The following is a 16,186-nucleotide window of genomic DNA, read 5'->3' on the forward strand; positions in this document are numbered from 1 at the left end:
AGGGGCTTGCCATATTTACTCAGTTAAGTAATTATGAGGACATGACTCCGACGCGCAGCTATCGCACGACTCAGGAGCGCCGCACCGAGATCGTAGAGGCGACGCTCCGGGTGCTCGCCGAGCAGGGCTTCGCGAGTGCATCCTTCGCGCGGATCCGCGAGACGGCAGGGCTCAGCAGCACGCGCATGATCTCGTACCACTTCGCCGACAAGGCGGCGCTCATGGCCGCGCTCGTCGAGCACGTGGTCCAGCGGGCCGCGCTCGTCATGGTCCCCGCCATGGAGGCCGAACGGACGTGGGCGGGCAAGCTCACGGCGTACCTGAGGGCCAACCTGCGCTTCCTCGCCGACAACCGGCTCTCGGCCCGCGCCGTGATCGAGGTCATCCGCAACGCCCCTCGCGCCGACAACGATCTGCGCGAGGACACCTCGGCACTGCTGCTCTCCGTGCTCCTGACGCACGGGCAGGCGGCGGGCGAGTTCCGCGCCTTCGACCCCCTTGTGGTGGCGCGCTCGATCCGCGCGACCATCGACGCGTTCGCCATGACCATGCCGTCGGACGAGGCCGCCACCGCGACGGCGATCGAGGAGATCGTCGCCCTGTACCAGAGGGCCACCCGCCCGGAAGAAGGAGTCCGATCATGACCCTGTCCATCGACCGTCGCGCGGCGGTGCGCCCGGCGCTCGACACCGTGCGCCGGCTGTGGTGGCTGTGCGCCGCGGTGTCGCTGATCGCGCTGGCCGCCGCCGCGGTTCTCGCCGTCGTCGACCCCGCCGAGGTGAACTGGGTCGTGTGGCTGCGCGGCTCGGTCGTCGCGGTGGCGAGCCTCGTGTTCGTCGTGGTGACGAGAGCGGTGGCGCGCGGGAGCCGTCGCGCCTTCACGAGGATGCGATGGATCTCGATCCTCGCGCCGATCGGCATCGGCCTGATCATCGTCTCGCCGGATTCGGGCTATCCGCTCTGGATGAAGATCGAGCAGGGACTCATCGGGGTCCTCATCGTCGTGATCGCGGTGCTGTTGAACAGCCGGCAGATGCGGGCCGCCTTCCCCAAGGAGAGCTGAGGCGAGATGGCCGACACGTACCGCGAGCGGCAGCCGAGTGCGGCGCTGGCCGGCATGGTGCGCACGGTCTGGGTGCAGCGCGTCGGCGACGAGCCCGTCATCCACCGTCACCTGCCCACCGGCGGCATGGAGATCCATGTGGTGGTGGGAGGGGGCGCGCGGGTGTTCGGCCCGCTCACCCGGCATCGACTCGAGGCCATCCCGTCGCGCACTACGATCCTCGGGGTGCGCTTCCGTCCGGGTGGCGCGCCGCCGCTGCCGATGCCGTTCGAGGAGCTGGTCGACCGGAGCGTGCCTCTCGTGGAGGTCTGGGGAGGCCTCGCGGAGCGCCTTCTCGACGACGTCGCAGCGGTCGGCGCCGCCGAGCGCGGGATCGGACTGATCGAGGCGTTCCTGATGCAGCGATTCCGGGTGGGGAGGGCGGCCGATCCCCTGCTGCGCGCCGCAGTCGAAGCGCTCATGCCCTGGCGTCCCGTCGAGGTCGGCGCGGTCGCCGCGGACGTGGGGCTGTCGGAGAGTCAACTGCGGCGGCGCTCGCTGAGCGCGGTCGGACTCAGCCCCAAGGTGCTGCAGCGCACGCTGCGATTCCAGGGATTCCTCGCCCTCGCTCAGGCCGGCGCGACTTCCCATGCGCGGGTCGGCGCCGACGGGATCGCGGGGCTGGCCGTGGATGCAGGGTATGCGGACCAGGCGCACCTGAGCCGCGAGTGCTTGCGCCTGGCCGGCCAGACGCCCAAGGAACTCCTGCACGGCGACGTCGAGCGCTGCGCCTGCGGGCACGATCATTCCGCGTCGTACCGCCCGTTCCTCGCGGGGCGGACCCGTGTGCCGGGAATCTGAGTTCCGAAGGGCGGGGCTGTCGCCGCCGCAGCGTCGACAGCCCCGCCGGCTGTTTCGTCAGCGCTGCCGGACGGCGTCCTCCGAGGAAGAGGAGGTGGGGGCCAGGCGCGACCGGTCCTCCGCGTCGAGCGCGCGCAGATCCGCCCCCTTCGTCTCGCGGGCCGCGGCCACAGCGATGAGCGTGATCGCGCAGGCGATCGCCACGTAGATCGCGACCGGGACGCTCGAGCCGTACTGCGCGAGCAGGCTGGTCGCGATGATCGGGGCGAGCGAGCCGGCGAAGATCGACGTGACCTGGTAGCCGAGGCTGACGCCCGAGTACCGCATCCGCGTCGGGAACATCTCCGCCATGATCGCGGGCTGCCCCGCGTACATCGCCGCATGGAAGACGAGGCCGAGGGCGATGGCCGCCCAGATGACGACGGGGTTGCCGGTGTTCATCATCGGGAAGGCGAAGAAGCCCCACGCGGCGCCGAGGATCGCGCCGACCGCATAGACGGGCTTGCGGCCCCAGCGGTCGGACAGTCGTCCGAACAGCGGGATCACGAGGAAGTGCACCACGTGGGCGCCGGCGAGGATGAGCAGCGTCGCCGACGTCGCCTCCTTGACGGACTGGGTGAGGTACACGATCGAGAAGGTGACGACCACGTAGTAGAGGATGTTCTCCGCGACGCGCAGGCCCATCGCGACGAGCACGCCGCGCGGGTAGCGGCGCACGACCTCGAGCGGACCGAAGCTCTTCGAGGCCTCCTGCTCCTGCGCCTGCTTCATCTCCAGGAAGATCGGCGCCTCGGTGACCTTGGTGCGGATGTACCAGCCGATGAGCACGATCACGGCGGACAGCCAGAACGCGATCCGCCAGCCCCACCCGAGGAACGCGTCCTGCGGCAGCGTCGCGGACAGGGCGAAGAGCACGAGCGTGGCGAGCAGGTTGCCGACCGGGACGGCCGCCTGCGGCCAGCTCGCCCAGAATCCGCGCCGCTCGCGGGGGCTGTGCTCGGCGACGAGCAGCACGGCGCCGCCCCATTCCCCGCCGATCGCGAAGCCCTGGGCGAAGCGGAGCAGCACCAGCAGGACCGGCGCGAGATACCCGACCTGGGCGAAGCCGGGCAGGCAGCCGATGAGGAAGGTCGCGGCGCCGATGATCAGGATGCTGGCCTGCAGGAGCTTCTTGCGCCCGTACCTGTCGCCGAGGTGCCCGAACACGAGCCCCCCGAGCGGGCGGGCGATGAAGCCGATCGCGTAGGTGACGAAGGCGGCGATGATGCCGCTGAACGGGTCGTCCGAGGGCGGGAAGAAGACGGCGCCGAGCACGAGCGTCGACGCCGACGCGTAGAGGAAGAACTCGTACCACTCGACGACCGTGCCCGCCATCGAGGCGGCCACGACTCGGCGCAGGCCGGAGGGGGATGCTGTGTCGTACGCCATGTGTGCTCCTTTGCACGTCCTGTTCGGCTGTCGACTCCCCAGCCTGAACGGAACACCGCACTGCGGCAATGACTATTTGCGGCGAACGCGATGTGCGAAAACGCACAGCGCACGCCGCGCGGAGACGAGGCGCCCGCGCCGACGGAGATGCGATATCACCCTTCGGGGTGAAGACACCGCGCCGCCCGCTCCGTACCGTGAAGGTGGGGGAGCGGACGGAGGCGGACGCATGGACGGGCTTCAGGACGGCGCGGAGTCGCGCCGGGACGCATCGGCGGGGCCGCGCCGGATCGCGCGTCCGCGAGCGGAGTTCGTCCGCGCGGGCGGGCGGCCGTGGAGCGAGATGACGATCCGCGACCTCATCATCGAGCTCGGCAGGGTGGAGGACGCGCTCGGGAGCCGGGCGACGGCGGACGACCGTGATGGCCCGCGCCGGTACCTGACCCGTCGGGAGGCGCTGATCCTCGAGGAACTGCATCGACGGAGGTCTCCGGATCCGTCTCCGGTCGTCTCCGGAGAGAGCGCGGCCGCGGCATCCGCGTGACCCGGCGGGCCGCGTGATTTCACCCCTAGGGGTGAAGACGGCAGTCCCGCCCGCTGGTTAGCGTGGGGAGCGGAGCAAGGGCGCGTCGGCGTCGCACGCGGCGCAGGGCGCCGGCGACGCATCGCCCGACGACGGAAACGTCTGCCGTGCGAGCAGATGACGACAGGGAAGGGGTTGCGCGAATCATGACCTCTCCCGTGCCCGTGGTCCCTACACTTCTCGCAGGATCGCCGGTCCCCCCGGCCGATGGAGGAGTTCCGATGCTGCGAGTCGCCCTGGTGAATGACTACGAGGTGGTCGTGCGCGGCCTGGCCGCGATGCTGCGCGCCTATCGCGACGTGATCCAGGTCGTGGAGCTGGACCTGAACAAGCCCGTTACCCAGCAGGTCGACGTCGCCCTCTACGACACCTTCGCGTCCACGCAGGGCGACCGCTCCGACGTGCACGACCTGGCGGCGAATCCGCGGGTCGGACGCGTGGTCGTCTATTCCTGGGTCCTCGACGAGGGGCTGATCCGCGCCGCGATCGAGAACGGCGCGGGCGGATACGTGTCCAAGGGCATCCCCGCGCGGCAGCTCGTCACCGCTCTGCAGGAGATCTGCGCCGGTGGTTCTCAGGTGTGGGTCGACACCCAGGGCAAGCCGGCTGTCACCGCCGGGGACTGGCCAGGCCGCGAGGAGGGCCTCACGGTGCGGGAGGCCGAGGTCCTCGCCCTGATCACGCAGGGCCTGTCGAACGCCGAGATCGCGGATCGCACGCATCTGTCGGTCAACTCGGTCAAGACCTACATCCGCTCCGCCTATCGCCGCATCGGCGTGCGCTCGCGCACGGAGGCGGTGCTCTGGGGCGTCGAGCACGGATTCCGGCCCGACCGGCTCCGGGTGCGCGGCCCGCAGCTCCCCGAAGACGGAAGCGGCACATGACGCCGGAGGAGCGCTTCGAACTGCGGCAGGTCGCCGTCAACGAGTGGAGCATCAGCGACCACAGCTACGACGCGCACGACGAGCGCTGCGTGGTCGCGTGCATCTGGTGGGTCGCGCTCGACGAGTGCGAGGTCAGCTGGATGGTCGATCTCGGACTCCCCACCCGATACCCGAGCCCGGCGAACGTCATCGAAGACCTTCGCCTGCTGGTGCCGCGCCGCACCAAGCCCATCCCGATCGCCCATTTCGCGCCGCCGACGACGCGGCCGACCCCAGATCCCGGATAGGCGGACCCATGGGAACCATCTACTACGGCGGATCCGAATCCCCGATCCACATCGAGGACCGCGTGCTCGCCCACCTGAAAGTCGTGATCACGACGAAGCTGCGCCGTGGCGAGAGCCTCACCGTGTCCTGGGCGCATCCCGGCGATCAGTCCCCGGGACGCAGCTCGATCTGGCTCAACCCGGCGGTCCCGCTGAGGTTCGTCTTCGAGGAGGCGGAGGGGCCGGAGCTGGACAGGAGGATCCTCACGGAGCTGGCGGACGCCGCGAACTCGGCCGGGGGGATCCGCCTGAGCGCCGAGGACGTCGGGCCGCGCACCTGCTCCCCGCGGTCCTGAGGCGCGGCAGCACGCCCGTCCCTGAGGCGGCGAACCTCACGGCCGCGGGTGCTCGTCGATGCGGAGGTCCTCCATCTGCGCGTCCGTCGGATAGATCATGTGCGCCGGCGGGCGGTTCGTGCGCTTGCCGACGACGTAGTACAGCACCGAGGTCACCGCGAGTCCCACGAGCCAGGAGATGTCGGCACCGCCGAGCAGTTCCGTGATCGGTCCCGTGTAGAGCGTCTGCGCGAGGAACGGGATCTGCACGACGACCCCGGCTGCATAGACCGCCAGGGCGGGCCAGTTCCACGCCCCGTAGCGTCCCTTCGCGTCGTACAGCGCCGGGATGTCGATCCGTTCCTTCGAGATCAGGTAGTAGTCGACGAGGTTGATCGCCGACCACGGGATGAACACCATCAGCAGGAGCAGCACGAAGTTGCGGAAGAAGGCGAGGAACTCGGCACTGGCGGCCAGGGCGACGATCATCGACAGCAGGATGAACCCGACGATGTACAGCGCGCGGGCGAGGGTGGAGATGCGGGTCCGGCCGCGGAAGGCGGTCACCGTGGTCAGCGTGGACATGAATCCGCCGTACGCGTTCAGGGTGTTGACCGCGAGCTTTCCGCAGACGATCACCAGGTACAGCACGATCGCGATCGCGGCCGGGCCGGCGAGCTCGCCGATGAATCCGACCTGGTTTCCGAGGAACGCGTCGCCCGCGACGGCGGCGACGAGGGCGCCGAGGGTCATCGACCACTGCGAGCCGATCACGCTGCCGGTGAACGTCGCCCAGAACGTGGTGGACTCGCTGGTCGAACGCGGCAGGTACCGGGAGTAGTCGGCGACGTACGGTCCGAACGTGAGCTGCCAGCCGGCGCCGAGCGAGATCGCGAGCAGGAACGTCGCCCATTCGAAGGGCTTGAGGTTGACGTGCGCGGCGACGTCGTAGGTGAGGAACAGGCGGATCAGCAGGTAGGTGAACCCGATGATGCCCGCGACGGTCGCGATGCGGCCGACGACGTGGATGAGGCGGTACCCGAAGATCGCGACGATCGCGGTGAGCACTCCGAAGACGATGATCCCGACGGCGGGGGCGTCCACGCCGAGGATGAGGTTGATCGCCTGTCCGGTGAGCACGGTTCCGGTGGCCGCGAACCCGAGGTACATCAGGATCACGAGGACCAGGGGGACGGCGGCGCCGCGGACGCCGAACTGCGCCCGGCTGGAGATCATCTGGGGCAGGCCCATGCGCGGTCCCTGCGCCGCGTGCAGCGCCATCACGACGCCGCCGGCGAGGTTGCCGATCAGCAGCCCGATGATGGCCCAGAGCGCGTCGGCGCCGAAGACCACGGCGAGGGCGCCGTCGACGATCGCGGTGATCTGCATGTTCGCGCCGAACCACAGCGTGAACTGGCTGCGCGGCGAACCGTGCCGCTCGGCGTCCGGCACGACGTCGATCGTGCGCGTCTCGACGGCGAGCATCTGCGTGGTCGGAGTGGGTTCGTTCTCGCTCACGGGAAGGGGATCCTCTCGGGTTTCGTCGGGGCGGGTCGACGATGACCGCGCCGGGTGCTTCTCAGGGATGGTGCTCGGGCCGGCCGCCCGGGGGCGGCAGCCGGGGCCGGAGGCGAGAAGACCGTCTCTCCTTCGGGACCGTAGTTGTATAGTGCGGTATATACAGGCCTCTGTCAAGAGGTGGACGCAGGAACCCGCCAGTAGAATCCGGGGGAGCAGCAGCTCGTCCCCGGAGGAGAAGCGACAGACGAAGGAGGTCTCCCGTGCCGCAGGTCGATATCCAGGATCTCGTCGGCGCCTACGCGGCCTCCGTCGGAGACGGCGCACCCGCGTATGAGCGGATCAAGCGCGCGATCCGGAGTCGCATCGAGGTCGGCGAGTGGCAGGAGGGGGATCAGCTCCCGTCCGAGAGTCAGCTCGTCGCCGCTCTCGGCCTGTCCCGGATGACCATCAACCGCGCGCTGCGCGAGCTGGCCGCCGACGGCGTGATCTTCCGCAACATGGGCGTCGGCAGCTTCGTGGCCTCGGTGAAGGCCACCTCACCGCTGTTCGACGTGATGAACATCGCCGAGGAGGTGCAGGGCCGGGGCCACCGGCACAGCACCAGGGTCGTCCTGCTGGAGCGGGAGGCGAACCCCGTCGCGCGGCACCTCTCCGAGGACTTCTCGGGCGAGTATGTCTTCCACTCCGTCATCGTTCACTACGAGGACGATGTCCCCATCCAGCTCGAGGACCGCATCGTCGGACCGCTGCTCGCCCCCGACTACCTGGATCAGGACTTCGCCAGGATCACGCCCAACGACTATCTGTCCCGCGTCGCTCCGATGACGCGCGGCGAGCACATCGTCGAGGCGGTCCTCCCGACGGTGGAGGAGAGCGACCTGCTCGAGCTCGGGCCGATGGAGCCGTGCCTGCAGATCCGGCGCCGGACCTGGTCCGCCGGAGGGCTGGTCAGCATCGCCCGTCTCGTGCAGCCCGGATCCCGGAGCCGCCTCGAAGGATCCTTCGGGCGGGATCGTCCGACCCGCGTCGTCCGCGGCTGACGCTCCGTCGCGCCGTGACCCCGTCGAGCGCGAGGGGTGCGGCGATGCCGAGCAGGACCAGCGCGAGACCCGCGAGCTGTCGTCCCGCCAGGATCTCCCCTGCCACGAGCACGCCGAGGAGCACGCCCGTGACCGGGTTGAGCAGGCCGATGAGGCCGACCGTGCCGGAGGGCAGGTGCTTCAGGGCGGCGAACCACGCGACGTTGGCGAGGGCGGTCGCGACCAGGGTGAGGTAGCCGTAGGCTGCGAGCCCCGCGCCGTCGACCACCGGGGGCGGTCCCTCGACGAGCACCGCGAACGGGATGAGCGCGAGACCGCCGAACACGAGCTGCCAGGCCGTGGAGGGGAGGATCCCGACCTCGCCGTTCCAGCGCTTGGCGAGGATGAATCCGATCGAGGACATGGCCATCGCGGCGATGGAGGCGATCACGCCCCGCGGGTCGACCGAGGTCGTGGTGCCGAGCAGCATGAGCGCGACGCCGCCGATGCCGACGAGCGCGCCGAGCAGGCGCAGGATCCCCGGGCGCTCGCGCAGGATCGCCCATGCCGCGAGGGCGATCGCGACCGATGAGGTCGCCATGATCGTCGCGGCGATGCTTGTCGGCAGCAGCTGCGCCGCGGCGTAGACGAGCACGAAGAACGCGCCGACGTTGAGGGTGCCGAGCACTGCGGACTTCCACCACCAGGAGCCCCGGGGAAGCCGGCGGACCAGTGCCAGCAGCACGAGTCCGGCGGGCAGGGCGCGGATGGCCGCGCCCCAGACCGGGGCGTCCGGCAGCCACTCGCGGGTCACGAAGTAGGTGCTCCCCCAGGCGATCGGCGCGATCGTCGCGATGAGGAGCCATCTCCGATTAGTTTCCATGGAAGACACTATAGCTTCCTTGGAAGATATAGTGAAGAGGTGACGGACATCGACGATCAGGTGGCGCGGATCCAGCAGGCGTGGCGACGGGAGCGGCCCGACCTCGACGTGACCCCGATCGGCACGATCGGGCGCCTGCACCGCCTGGCCCTGGCGCTGACCGAGGAGCTCGTCGCAGTCTACCGCGCGCACGGACTCTCGGAGGGCGACTTCGACGTGCTCGCCGCCCTGCGCCGCACCGGTGAGCCGTTCGAGGCGAGCCCCAGCGACCTCGCCGCATCGACGATGGTGACGAGCGGCGGCATGTCCAAGCGGCTCGACCGCCTCGAAGGCGCGGGGCTGGTGACCCGCCGGGTCGGATCCGGAGACGCGCGGGGCAGGGTCGTGGCGCTCACGGAGGCCGGTCGGCGGCTGATCGACGACGCCTTCGCGGACCATGTCGCGAACGAGCAGCGGCTGCTGTCGATGGTGCCGGCGGCCGAGCGTCGGGCGCTGGAGGCGACGCTCGCAGGCTGGCTCGCGCACTTCGAGGGATCGGTCTGAGGCGCATCCTCGGGAAGCGGCGCATACTGTGAAGAGTTCCCCGCAGGCCCGTGGCCCCGCGGCCGTGGCCCGGTGTCGATGCGGGGTTTCGAAAGGGGGTTCGTCGATGGAGATCGATCTCGAAGGACTGCGGGTCCGGCTGTACCGGCAGCTGGTTGACGAGGGGCGTGTCGCGACGAGCGCGCAGATCGCGGCGGAGGAGGGGATCACCGCCGCGGAGGCCGCGGACGCCTTCCGGGCCCTCGCGGCGAACCGGCACATCGTGCTGGACGAGGGCGGCGACATCGTGCTCGCCCATCCGTTCGCGACGCGCGACTTCGGCTTCTCCGTGAAGAGCGACCGGGTGCTGTGGTGGGGCGGATGCGCCTGGGACTCGTTCGCGATCCCGCACCTCGTGCCCGGCGCCTCACCCGTCCTCGTGGCTACGACCTGCCCGAACTGCGGGACCGCGCACGCCTGGAACGTCTCGTCCGCGGAACCGCCGGCGGGGGATCAGGTGACGCACTTCCTCGTGCCGATCGCGCACGTGTGGGACGACGTCGTGCACGCGTGCGAGAACCAGAGGATCTTCTGCGACGAGCGCTGCGTCGAGGAGTGGCTGCGCACGAACGCCCTCCACCCGGGGGTGGTCTTCGACCTCGAGACGCTGTGGCGCCTCGCCTCCGACTGGTACTCCGGCCGGCTCGAGCGCGGCTACCGCCGCCGCGAGCCCGTCGAAGCGGCGGAGTACTTCCGCGGCGCCGGCCTGACCGGCCCGTTCTGGGGGAGCTGAGGGGCGGGAGCCCGCTCGCAGGTGCATGGCGGCTCAGAAACCGTCCCTCACCGGAGAAAAGCGGAAACCCCCGCGATGTAGAAGCTACGCGAGGGTTCCTGGGGTGATTGTAACGATCACCCTTGTGGCTCCGACCGGCATCGATCCGGTGACCTTTCGATTTTCAGTTGAGCGATCAGGGTCTAGAATGACTTGAGATACAGCAAAGAAGCGTGCTAATGTCCCAATTATGGCCCACTGAAACCCAGGGGAGTCAATGAGGCGGACACCAACGCCGCCACCAACCGGAGGGGGATGGACATGCTGAGGAAGTCACGTAGAAGACCGAACCGACTCCACGTCGGAGTCATCAATCAGCAGCTCTGGTCGGCGCACGGAAGATAGGTCACAGGCATGCGAGACGACGCACTCAAGAAGGACAGCCGCGGCTACTACACGTACGTCATAGAGCTGCCTCCCACTTGGACGCCAGAGGGGAAGCGCGTGCGGCGGCGCAAGGTCATTCGGGGGAAGGACCGCGCCGCCGTACGACGTAAGGCGGTGAAGGCTGAGAACGAACTGCTCGAAAGCGGTGACCTCAGCACGGACGGGCTGAAGGTATCTCAGTGGTTCGCTCTCTGGCTGACGCGCATAGAGCGTGAAGTGCGGCCCACCACGTTCAACGGGTACAGGTCCGTCGTGAAGAATCACATCGTTCCCGGGTTGGGTCCGTCTACCTTGCTCGACAAGATCAACGGGGACAGCATCCGCCGCGTGTACGCCAAGATGAGCGCGGCGGGGAAGTCTTCCACGTACATGCTCAACGCACACCGCGTGATGTCGACGTCGTTCGAAGACGCAGTGCGGGAGGGTCGGCTGTACCGGAACCCGGCGAAGCTAGTGAAGGCCCCACGCGCCGCGGCGGTGACACTTGACGTGCTGAGTACCGAGGAGTCGGTGCGACTGCTTGAGTATGTATCCACGCTGGATGACGGCGCACGGTGGGCCACGGGGCTTCTCACGGGTGCTCGCCGCGGCGAGGTAATCGGTCTAGAGCTCGATCGTGTGGGGTCGATGCTGGACCTGTCCTGGCAGTTGCAGCGCCTTCGACGCGCGAAGAACGGGACTCCGATCGCGCCGGCTGACTACGAGTACCGGCACATCAAGGGCGGCCTGTACTGGACTCGCCCGAAGTCGAACGCCGGGTGGCGGATTGTTCCACTCGTGGATCCTCTCAAGTCGATCCTGGAACGTCACATCGAACGCTCCGAACCGAACGAGTACGGGCTCTTGTTCACGGAGAACGGTCGGCCGCGCGACCCGGACAGGGATACGAAGGCGTGGAACGCCCTCCTTGCGACGGTGTTCCCGGGCCGCAACGTGCGACTGCATGACCTTCGCCACGCCGCCGTCGACCTGCTCTACACGGCAGGTGTGCCCGAAGACCTGATCCAAGAGATCGTCGGCCACTCAACACGGGCCATGTCGCGCGCGTACAAGTCGAAGGGCAACCACGAACGACTGACCGCCGCTATGAAACAGATGTCGGCGCTCATCGCCAAACCCGGTCATGACGCATAGCAAAGGCCCCGCTCATCGAGCGGGGCCTTTCTGATTTTGGTGTCTTACCAGTAGCCGTTGCGTCGCATCCGCATGTAGGTGCGCATGACCTTCTCCGTCACGCGCAGCTCCATCGCCACCACGGCCGGATCCTCGGTCAGGCCATAGAACTGTTCCAGACGCCATGGGCGTACAAGCCTGCGAGCGGAGATGCGGTCAGCACGCGCCTCCTGGAAGTCAGTTGTCCCCTCGTCGTTGTGCTCGAAGTGGACGATCTCATGGGCGAGGTTGCAGCGCTCTACGTCGGCGTGCAGGTTGGGGCGAACGAAGATCGCCTGGTGCTCGATTGAGTAGGCCGCGAACATCTCGGGGTCGGGCAGGTCGTCCCGGAACACGATCGGCACGTCCAGCATGTCTGCGTGCTCCCACGGGTCGTAGTCGTACGCGCAGGGACCGTCCCGGAACCCGCCGACGCCGAACATGTAGCCGAACCGGCTACCAGGGATCTCGAGCTCGGTTCTTTCCGTCTCTTCCCAGTAGTCAGCTGCGGTACTCATGTCTATGCCTCTCCTCGGCTCGGGTCGATCGGCGTGTTGTCCGTACTTGCTGCCAACGGTATGTTATGCAGCGGAACCTTCGTCAGGTCAATATCCCGGGAACCACGGACATTCAGCTCGACCACATTGTTAGCGGGCTTCGACACGTGCTCGTCGATCAGCTTGTCCATACCGCCGTAGTCGTCCAGAGCTTCTTCGACCAGACTTACGGCTGGAACCTTCACCGCTGCCGCGATGCGGTAAAGCTCTGAGACGGTGATCTCATTTCGCCCGTCTTCGCGGCGCTTCAGGTTCGACATGGGAATGCCCGTGCTAGACGAAAGTGCCTCCTGGGTCATCCCGAGCTTTGCCCGCTTGGAACGGACGACAGCGCCTAGGCACACGTCGAAGCTACTGATCTTCTTGGTTGGTCGTGGCATGACTGCCAGCCTATAGGCCCGCGGTGGGCCTAGATAGACCCACAGAGTCTCATATGTGCTTGCCAGTCCTAATCGAGTCTGGTACGGTTCTTATATGAACCAGAGAAGAGGCCCCCAGGAGGGCTCCCAGACTTCACAGGCCGCCGGCCACCGTGAAGCTGACGCTCCGATTCGTCCCAGCGGGGACGTGTCGGTGCGTGAGCTTCTGGTGGCCGGCGGCCTTCGTGGTTTCACCCCGCATGACATGTTCCCGGAGGTGGCCGCATGAGCGCCGTCGAGATCTTCAACTACGCGGGGGCGAAAGTTCGCACTGTCGTCATCGACGGCGAACCTTGGTTCGTAGGTAAGGACATCACTGACGTCCTTGGCATCGTGAACCAGCGAGACGCATTCACTCGCCTCGATGCCGATGAGCGGATTACCGTCGCTTTGCCCGACGGTAATCGGGGTAACCCGAACCGGACGGTCGTGAACGAGGCGGGCTTGTACTCTCTCATCCTCCGCAGTGACAAGCCGGAGGCCAGGGCTTTCAAGCGGTGGGTCACGCACGAGGTGCTTCCGCAGATCCGCCGCACGGGCCAGTTCCGACCCGTCGAGGTCGAGCACGCGCTTCCCCAGTCGTACGCCGATGCCCTCCGGGAGCTTGCCGCGAAGGTTGAGCATGTGCAGGCGCTCGAAGCGAAGGCCGCCGAGGACGCGCCCAAAGTTGAGGCATTCGACCGATGGATGGACGCTGACGGCTACTACCCGATGCACGCGGTGGCGAAGATCCTCGGACTCGGGCGCAACAACCTCTACGCGATGCTGCGTGATGCCGGCGTGATCATGGCGGTTGGTACTGCCCCGTATCAGCGGTACGCCCATCACTTCGCGATCATCCCGGGGGTATCGAGAGACGGGTTCGCGTACGAGACGACGAAGGTCAGACCGACCGGCATCCCGTTCATCGCAAAGAAGCTCGGTATCGCTCTCACGCAGGAGGCCCACGCATGACCGCTCCCGTCCTCGACAAGCTCGCCTACTCGATCCCGAACTTCGCGAAGGCGGTCGACCTGTCGATTGAGAAGGTTCGTCAGCACATCGAACGCGGTGAGCTCGTACCTTCGTACGTCGACTCGAAGCCGCTGATCATGCGGGAAGAGGGAGAGCGGTGGTTGCGCACCCGTCCTGCTGAGCGTCCGGAGCGTGCCGCATGAGCATCCTGACGTGGATTGTGCGCCGAGTGATCGACGCGATTGAGGCCGAGGGTATTAGCGTGCGCCCGCGCCGTATCTCAGTCGCCCAGCTTGTATCTGACGGGAATCTCGTCGACCGGGGAGAACGCAAGGGTCGTGCTGACCGCGGTGGATGGCTGGATGAAGAAGACGGTACGGATGGTGTAATCGCCTTCGCGTCGGCCGACGGCGTAGTCACCCGTCTTTCCCTCGCGGATCGCGCTGGTGATGGCCTCGTAGGTTTCCCTGATGGTGTCGAGGTCACCGGCGATGGTCACGCCGTCGATGGTGATCGTGCTGTCCATGGTTCTCCTTCGGTTGGTTCCGGTGACAGTGCAACGTCAACGGTGTCTGCCCCGATCGTAGGGGACGCGAACAAGGCGGTGGGGGCATGACTCCGCTGGATCTGCTCCTCACAGCTCTGGCGTTCCTGGCCTTCGTGACGTCGCTATGGCTGTTCTACGGCCTGGTGCTTGTGACGATCACGCTCACGAAGCCGCGCGGGAAGGCGAAGTCATGACTGCCGTGTTTCAGGTGATCCAGTTCGCCATGTTCCTCACTCTCATGGCTGGCAGTGTCCGTCTGGCGTATTTCGTCCATGACCTTCCGGAGCGCCGCTCGGGGCGCTGATAACCCGGGTCGCCGCGTAGGGCCGTCGTGACCCTACCGGTACTTGTCGATCCCTCGGGACGACTCAATTACATAGCTGTCGGATGCCGCCTCTCACGGGTCGCCGTTGCCGTCAGCGCGAAACATGACACCAGAAGCCAATCGTCGGGAGACGTTGCAGGCTGCGGGTTCCGGGCGGTAAGTGATGCCGGGGTCTTCGGGGGTGTGGAGTTCAACGATTGGCCGCCTATTGCTGGCGGAACCGGGCATCGCAGGGTTATGCGGTGTGTTGGCGCGGGGTTAGTCGTCCGCGAACCATGCCGCAGGGTTAGTGGCCGCGCGAACCAGGTAGTACACCTCGGGCCAGTCCGAGGCGCGCACGGGAAAGGAGCGCACATGACTCTTGTCAACACGGCGACTGGCGAGCTTGTCGAGTCGATAACCGAGGCGGATGTGGATGCATCGATTGAACGCGTCCGGCGTCACGCGGAATCGATCTGGGATGAGTGGGCGTGGCAGGTCGAGAACCGGACGTGGCTCATCAAGGGGTACTCGTCCTGGGATGAGATGCGCCAGGTCGAGTACACGAGCCTGGACGGCGTCACGGCACCTCGTGCTGAACGCCCGGAGCTCATCGCGCGGTTTCGGCGGGCCGGTCTCACGCAGAAAGAGACGGCGGGCACCCTTGGCGTCTCGCTCATGACTGCGCGGCGGAACGATCCAGACCCAGCGCCGAGTGTTCAAAAGAACACTCCCGAAGACGTTATCGAGGCGGAGATCGTCGACGACGATCCGCCGGCGCCCAAGCCCAGGCGCGCTGACACCGATTCAGCGACTACATCGCTGATCAATGACCTGCGCGGCCCGTGGTCGCGAGGAATCACGAACGAAGCAAGACGCATGTCCCCGCAGGCTCGATCGTTCCTGATCGATGCTCTGCAATCCACGCTCGACAAGATCCGGGAGATTCACTATGAGCAGTCCGAAGTTTGATGCGAAGATCCGGTTTCGGATCAAGGGGCAGGAGGCGTTGCCGAAGTGGCAGCGTGACGCGATCCGCAAGGGCATGGATTCGCCGGATGGTCCGCCGGAGGCTCTGCGTTTCCAGTGCCGGATTGCGATGGATGCTCGGGAGGTGTTCGAGAAGGTCGAGCTTCCTGATGGGAGTTTCCTGACGTTCAACGACAAGAAGGTGCGTCCGCAGTTTGGGAAGAACCGTGACGGGCAGGCGTATCTGACGGTGACGCTGACGCATAGCGCGACGGGGGAGTCGTACCGGGTGCGGTGGCTTGGTGATGCGGTCCCGTTGGCGATGCAGCGGACTGCTGTGGCGCACGACAAGGGCCTGAAGGTGCCGGCGAAGGTTGTTCTGCTGGACATGGCTAAGGCGGAGGTGACGCCTGCGCATGTCGCTGCGGGGAATCCTCATCCGTCGCAGCGCGACAACCGGGCTGAGAAGGCGAGACGTGCCGAGTTGCGTGCCGCTGGTGTGCTTCCGGTTTCTCGCGCGCCGAGGCATTGCGCACGGATCACGGACGACGATCTCGTTTCGGCGTGATCCGAACAGCCCCCGCGTCTAGGTCGGGAGTGTGCGCGTTCGAATCGCGCCGGGGGCACTGACGGTCACCTTGGTGGTGGCCGTTCACCCGGGCCGGGGATTCCCGGGGACATTGAGGGGTCGGGTTGTTGTGGGGGACACCCGACCCCTCCC

General features: G+C 67.2%; 22 protein-coding genes. 16 read left to right on the forward strand and 6 right to left on the reverse strand.

Going from position 1 to position 16,186, the window contains the following annotated elements:
• The first annotated feature begins 41 nt into the window (after nt 1–41).
• From WFJ01_RS18390 to WFJ01_RS18400, 3 genes are read left to right on the forward strand one after another with little or no spacing between them, the layout of a single operon-like run.
• Entirely contained in the window at nt 42–644 is a 603-nt protein-coding gene (locus WFJ01_RS18390; RefSeq protein ID WP_336629944.1) for a TetR/AcrR family transcriptional regulator, read from the forward strand.
• On the forward strand, nt 641–1,063 hold the full coding sequence (locus WFJ01_RS18395) for a hypothetical protein (protein WP_336629945.1): 423 nt from the start codon (nt 641–643) through the stop codon (nt 1,061–1,063). Before WFJ01_RS18390 ends, WFJ01_RS18395 begins: the two co-directional genes overlap by 4 nt.
• Nucleotides 1,064–1,069: 6 nt before the next feature.
• A complete protein-coding gene (locus WFJ01_RS18400) occupies nt 1,070–1,903 on the forward strand; it encodes an AraC family transcriptional regulator (protein ID WP_336629946.1) in 834 nt (277 codons plus the stop codon).
• Between the two features lie 57 nt (nt 1,904–1,960).
• On the opposite strand, the gene WFJ01_RS18405 is transcribed toward WFJ01_RS18400, so the two are convergent.
• Nucleotides 1,961–3,331, reverse strand: coding sequence for an MFS transporter (locus WFJ01_RS18405; protein WP_336629947.1), 1,371 nt, complete (start codon nt 3,329–3,331; stop codon nt 1,961–1,963).
• A 229-nt stretch (nt 3,332–3,560) separates the two neighbouring features.
• Between WFJ01_RS18405 and WFJ01_RS18410 the strand changes: the two genes are divergently transcribed.
• From WFJ01_RS18410 to WFJ01_RS18425, 4 genes are all read left to right on the forward strand, one after another.
• Nucleotides 3,561–3,875, forward strand: a complete 315-nt coding sequence (locus tag WFJ01_RS18410; protein WP_251439268.1) for a hypothetical protein — start codon at nt 3,561–3,563, stop codon at nt 3,873–3,875.
• A 260-nt stretch (nt 3,876–4,135) separates the two neighbouring features.
• Nucleotides 4,136–4,798: a response regulator transcription factor gene (locus WFJ01_RS18415; RefSeq protein ID WP_292886692.1), complete on the forward strand. Its 663-nt coding sequence runs from the start codon at nt 4,136–4,138 to the stop codon at nt 4,796–4,798.
• The gene (locus tag WFJ01_RS18420; protein WP_292886689.1) at nt 4,795–5,085 is read left to right on the forward strand and encodes a hypothetical protein; all 291 of its coding nucleotides are present in this window, start codon (nt 4,795–4,797) and stop codon (nt 5,083–5,085) included. Before WFJ01_RS18415 ends, WFJ01_RS18420 begins: the two co-directional genes overlap by 4 nt.
• An 8-nt stretch (nt 5,086–5,093) precedes the next feature.
• Nucleotides 5,094–5,420: a DUF7882 family protein gene (locus tag WFJ01_RS18425; protein WP_251439263.1), complete on the forward strand. Its 327-nt coding sequence runs from the start codon at nt 5,094–5,096 to the stop codon at nt 5,418–5,420.
• 36 nt (nt 5,421–5,456) lie between these two features.
• Here WFJ01_RS18425 and WFJ01_RS18430 read toward each other — a convergent pair whose 3' ends face one another.
• Nucleotides 5,457–6,917: a purine-cytosine permease family protein gene (locus WFJ01_RS18430; RefSeq protein ID WP_374208749.1), complete on the reverse strand. Its 1,461-nt coding sequence runs from the start codon at nt 6,915–6,917 to the stop codon at nt 5,457–5,459.
• A gap of 263 nt (nt 6,918–7,180) precedes the next feature.
• Between WFJ01_RS18430 and hutC the strand changes: the two genes are divergently transcribed.
• Nucleotides 7,181–7,960 carry a histidine utilization repressor gene (hutC, locus tag WFJ01_RS18435; RefSeq protein ID WP_292886684.1) on the forward strand — a complete coding sequence of 260 codons (780 nt, stop codon included), beginning with the start codon at nt 7,181–7,183 and terminating at the stop codon, nt 7,958–7,960.
• On the opposite strand, the gene WFJ01_RS18440 is transcribed toward hutC, so the two are convergent.
• Nucleotides 7,869–8,822 (reverse strand): EamA family transporter, encoded by a 954-nt coding sequence (locus WFJ01_RS18440; protein ID WP_336629948.1) that lies wholly within the window; start codon nt 8,820–8,822, stop codon nt 7,869–7,871. The genes hutC and WFJ01_RS18440 overlap by 92 nt on opposite strands.
• Before the next feature lie 39 nt (nt 8,823–8,861).
• Between WFJ01_RS18440 and WFJ01_RS18445 the strand changes: the two genes are divergently transcribed.
• From WFJ01_RS18445 to WFJ01_RS18455, 3 genes are all read left to right on the forward strand, one after another.
• On the forward strand, nt 8,862–9,365 hold the full coding sequence (locus WFJ01_RS18445) for a MarR family winged helix-turn-helix transcriptional regulator (RefSeq protein WP_336629949.1): 504 nt from the start codon (nt 8,862–8,864) through the stop codon (nt 9,363–9,365).
• A gap of 106 nt (nt 9,366–9,471) precedes the next feature.
• A complete protein-coding gene (merB, locus tag WFJ01_RS18450) occupies nt 9,472–10,137 on the forward strand; it encodes an organomercurial lyase (protein WP_336629950.1) in 666 nt (221 codons plus the stop codon).
• Nucleotides 10,138–10,530: 393 nt separating this feature from the next.
• Nucleotides 10,531–11,697 (forward strand): tyrosine-type recombinase/integrase, encoded by a 1,167-nt coding sequence (locus WFJ01_RS18455; RefSeq protein WP_336629951.1) that lies wholly within the window; start codon nt 10,531–10,533, stop codon nt 11,695–11,697.
• 44 nt (nt 11,698–11,741) lie between these two features.
• On the opposite strand, the gene WFJ01_RS18460 is transcribed toward WFJ01_RS18455, so the two are convergent.
• Nucleotides 11,742–12,233, reverse strand: a complete 492-nt coding sequence (locus WFJ01_RS18460) for an ImmA/IrrE family metallo-endopeptidase (protein WP_336629952.1) — start codon at nt 12,231–12,233, stop codon at nt 11,742–11,744.
• A 2-nt stretch (nt 12,234–12,235) separates the two neighbouring features.
• The gene (locus tag WFJ01_RS18465; RefSeq protein ID WP_336629953.1) at nt 12,236–12,652 is read right to left on the reverse strand and encodes a helix-turn-helix domain-containing protein; all 417 of its coding nucleotides are present in this window, start codon (nt 12,650–12,652) and stop codon (nt 12,236–12,238) included.
• Nucleotides 12,653–12,916: 264 nt separating this feature from the next.
• Here WFJ01_RS18465 and WFJ01_RS18470 point away from each other — a divergent pair, with 264 nt between their 5' ends.
• Both WFJ01_RS18470 and WFJ01_RS18475 read left to right on the forward strand, forming a co-directional pair.
• Entirely contained in the window at nt 12,917–13,645 is a 729-nt protein-coding gene (locus tag WFJ01_RS18470; RefSeq protein WP_336629954.1) for a BRO family protein, read from the forward strand.
• Complete coding sequence (locus tag WFJ01_RS18475; protein WP_336629955.1) at nt 13,642–13,848, forward strand: hypothetical protein; 207 nt, start codon at nt 13,642–13,644, stop codon at nt 13,846–13,848. Before WFJ01_RS18470 ends, WFJ01_RS18475 begins: the two co-directional genes overlap by 4 nt.
• Nucleotides 13,849–13,925: 77 nt before the next feature.
• Here the strand turns inward: WFJ01_RS18475 and WFJ01_RS18480 are convergent, their stop codons facing one another.
• Complete coding sequence (locus WFJ01_RS18480) at nt 13,926–14,171, reverse strand: hypothetical protein (RefSeq protein ID WP_336629956.1); 246 nt, start codon at nt 14,169–14,171, stop codon at nt 13,926–13,928.
• Nucleotides 14,172–14,257: 86 nt separating this feature from the next.
• Between WFJ01_RS18480 and WFJ01_RS18485 the strand changes: the two genes are divergently transcribed.
• From WFJ01_RS18485 to WFJ01_RS18495, 3 genes are all read left to right on the forward strand, one after another.
• Complete coding sequence (locus WFJ01_RS18485) at nt 14,258–14,386, forward strand: hypothetical protein (RefSeq protein WP_336629957.1); 129 nt, start codon at nt 14,258–14,260, stop codon at nt 14,384–14,386.
• A 485-nt stretch (nt 14,387–14,871) separates the two neighbouring features.
• Nucleotides 14,872–15,468: a hypothetical protein gene (locus WFJ01_RS18490; RefSeq protein ID WP_336629958.1), complete on the forward strand. Its 597-nt coding sequence runs from the start codon at nt 14,872–14,874 to the stop codon at nt 15,466–15,468.
• Entirely contained in the window at nt 15,449–16,033 is a 585-nt protein-coding gene (locus WFJ01_RS18495) for a hypothetical protein (RefSeq protein WP_336629959.1), read from the forward strand. Before WFJ01_RS18490 ends, WFJ01_RS18495 begins: the two co-directional genes overlap by 20 nt.
• Nucleotides 16,034–16,186: the final 153 nt, after the last annotated feature.

This window comes from Microbacterium sp. MMO-35, from assembly GCF_037147555.1.
GTDB lineage: Bacteria > Actinomycetota > Actinomycetes > Actinomycetales > Microbacteriaceae > Microbacterium.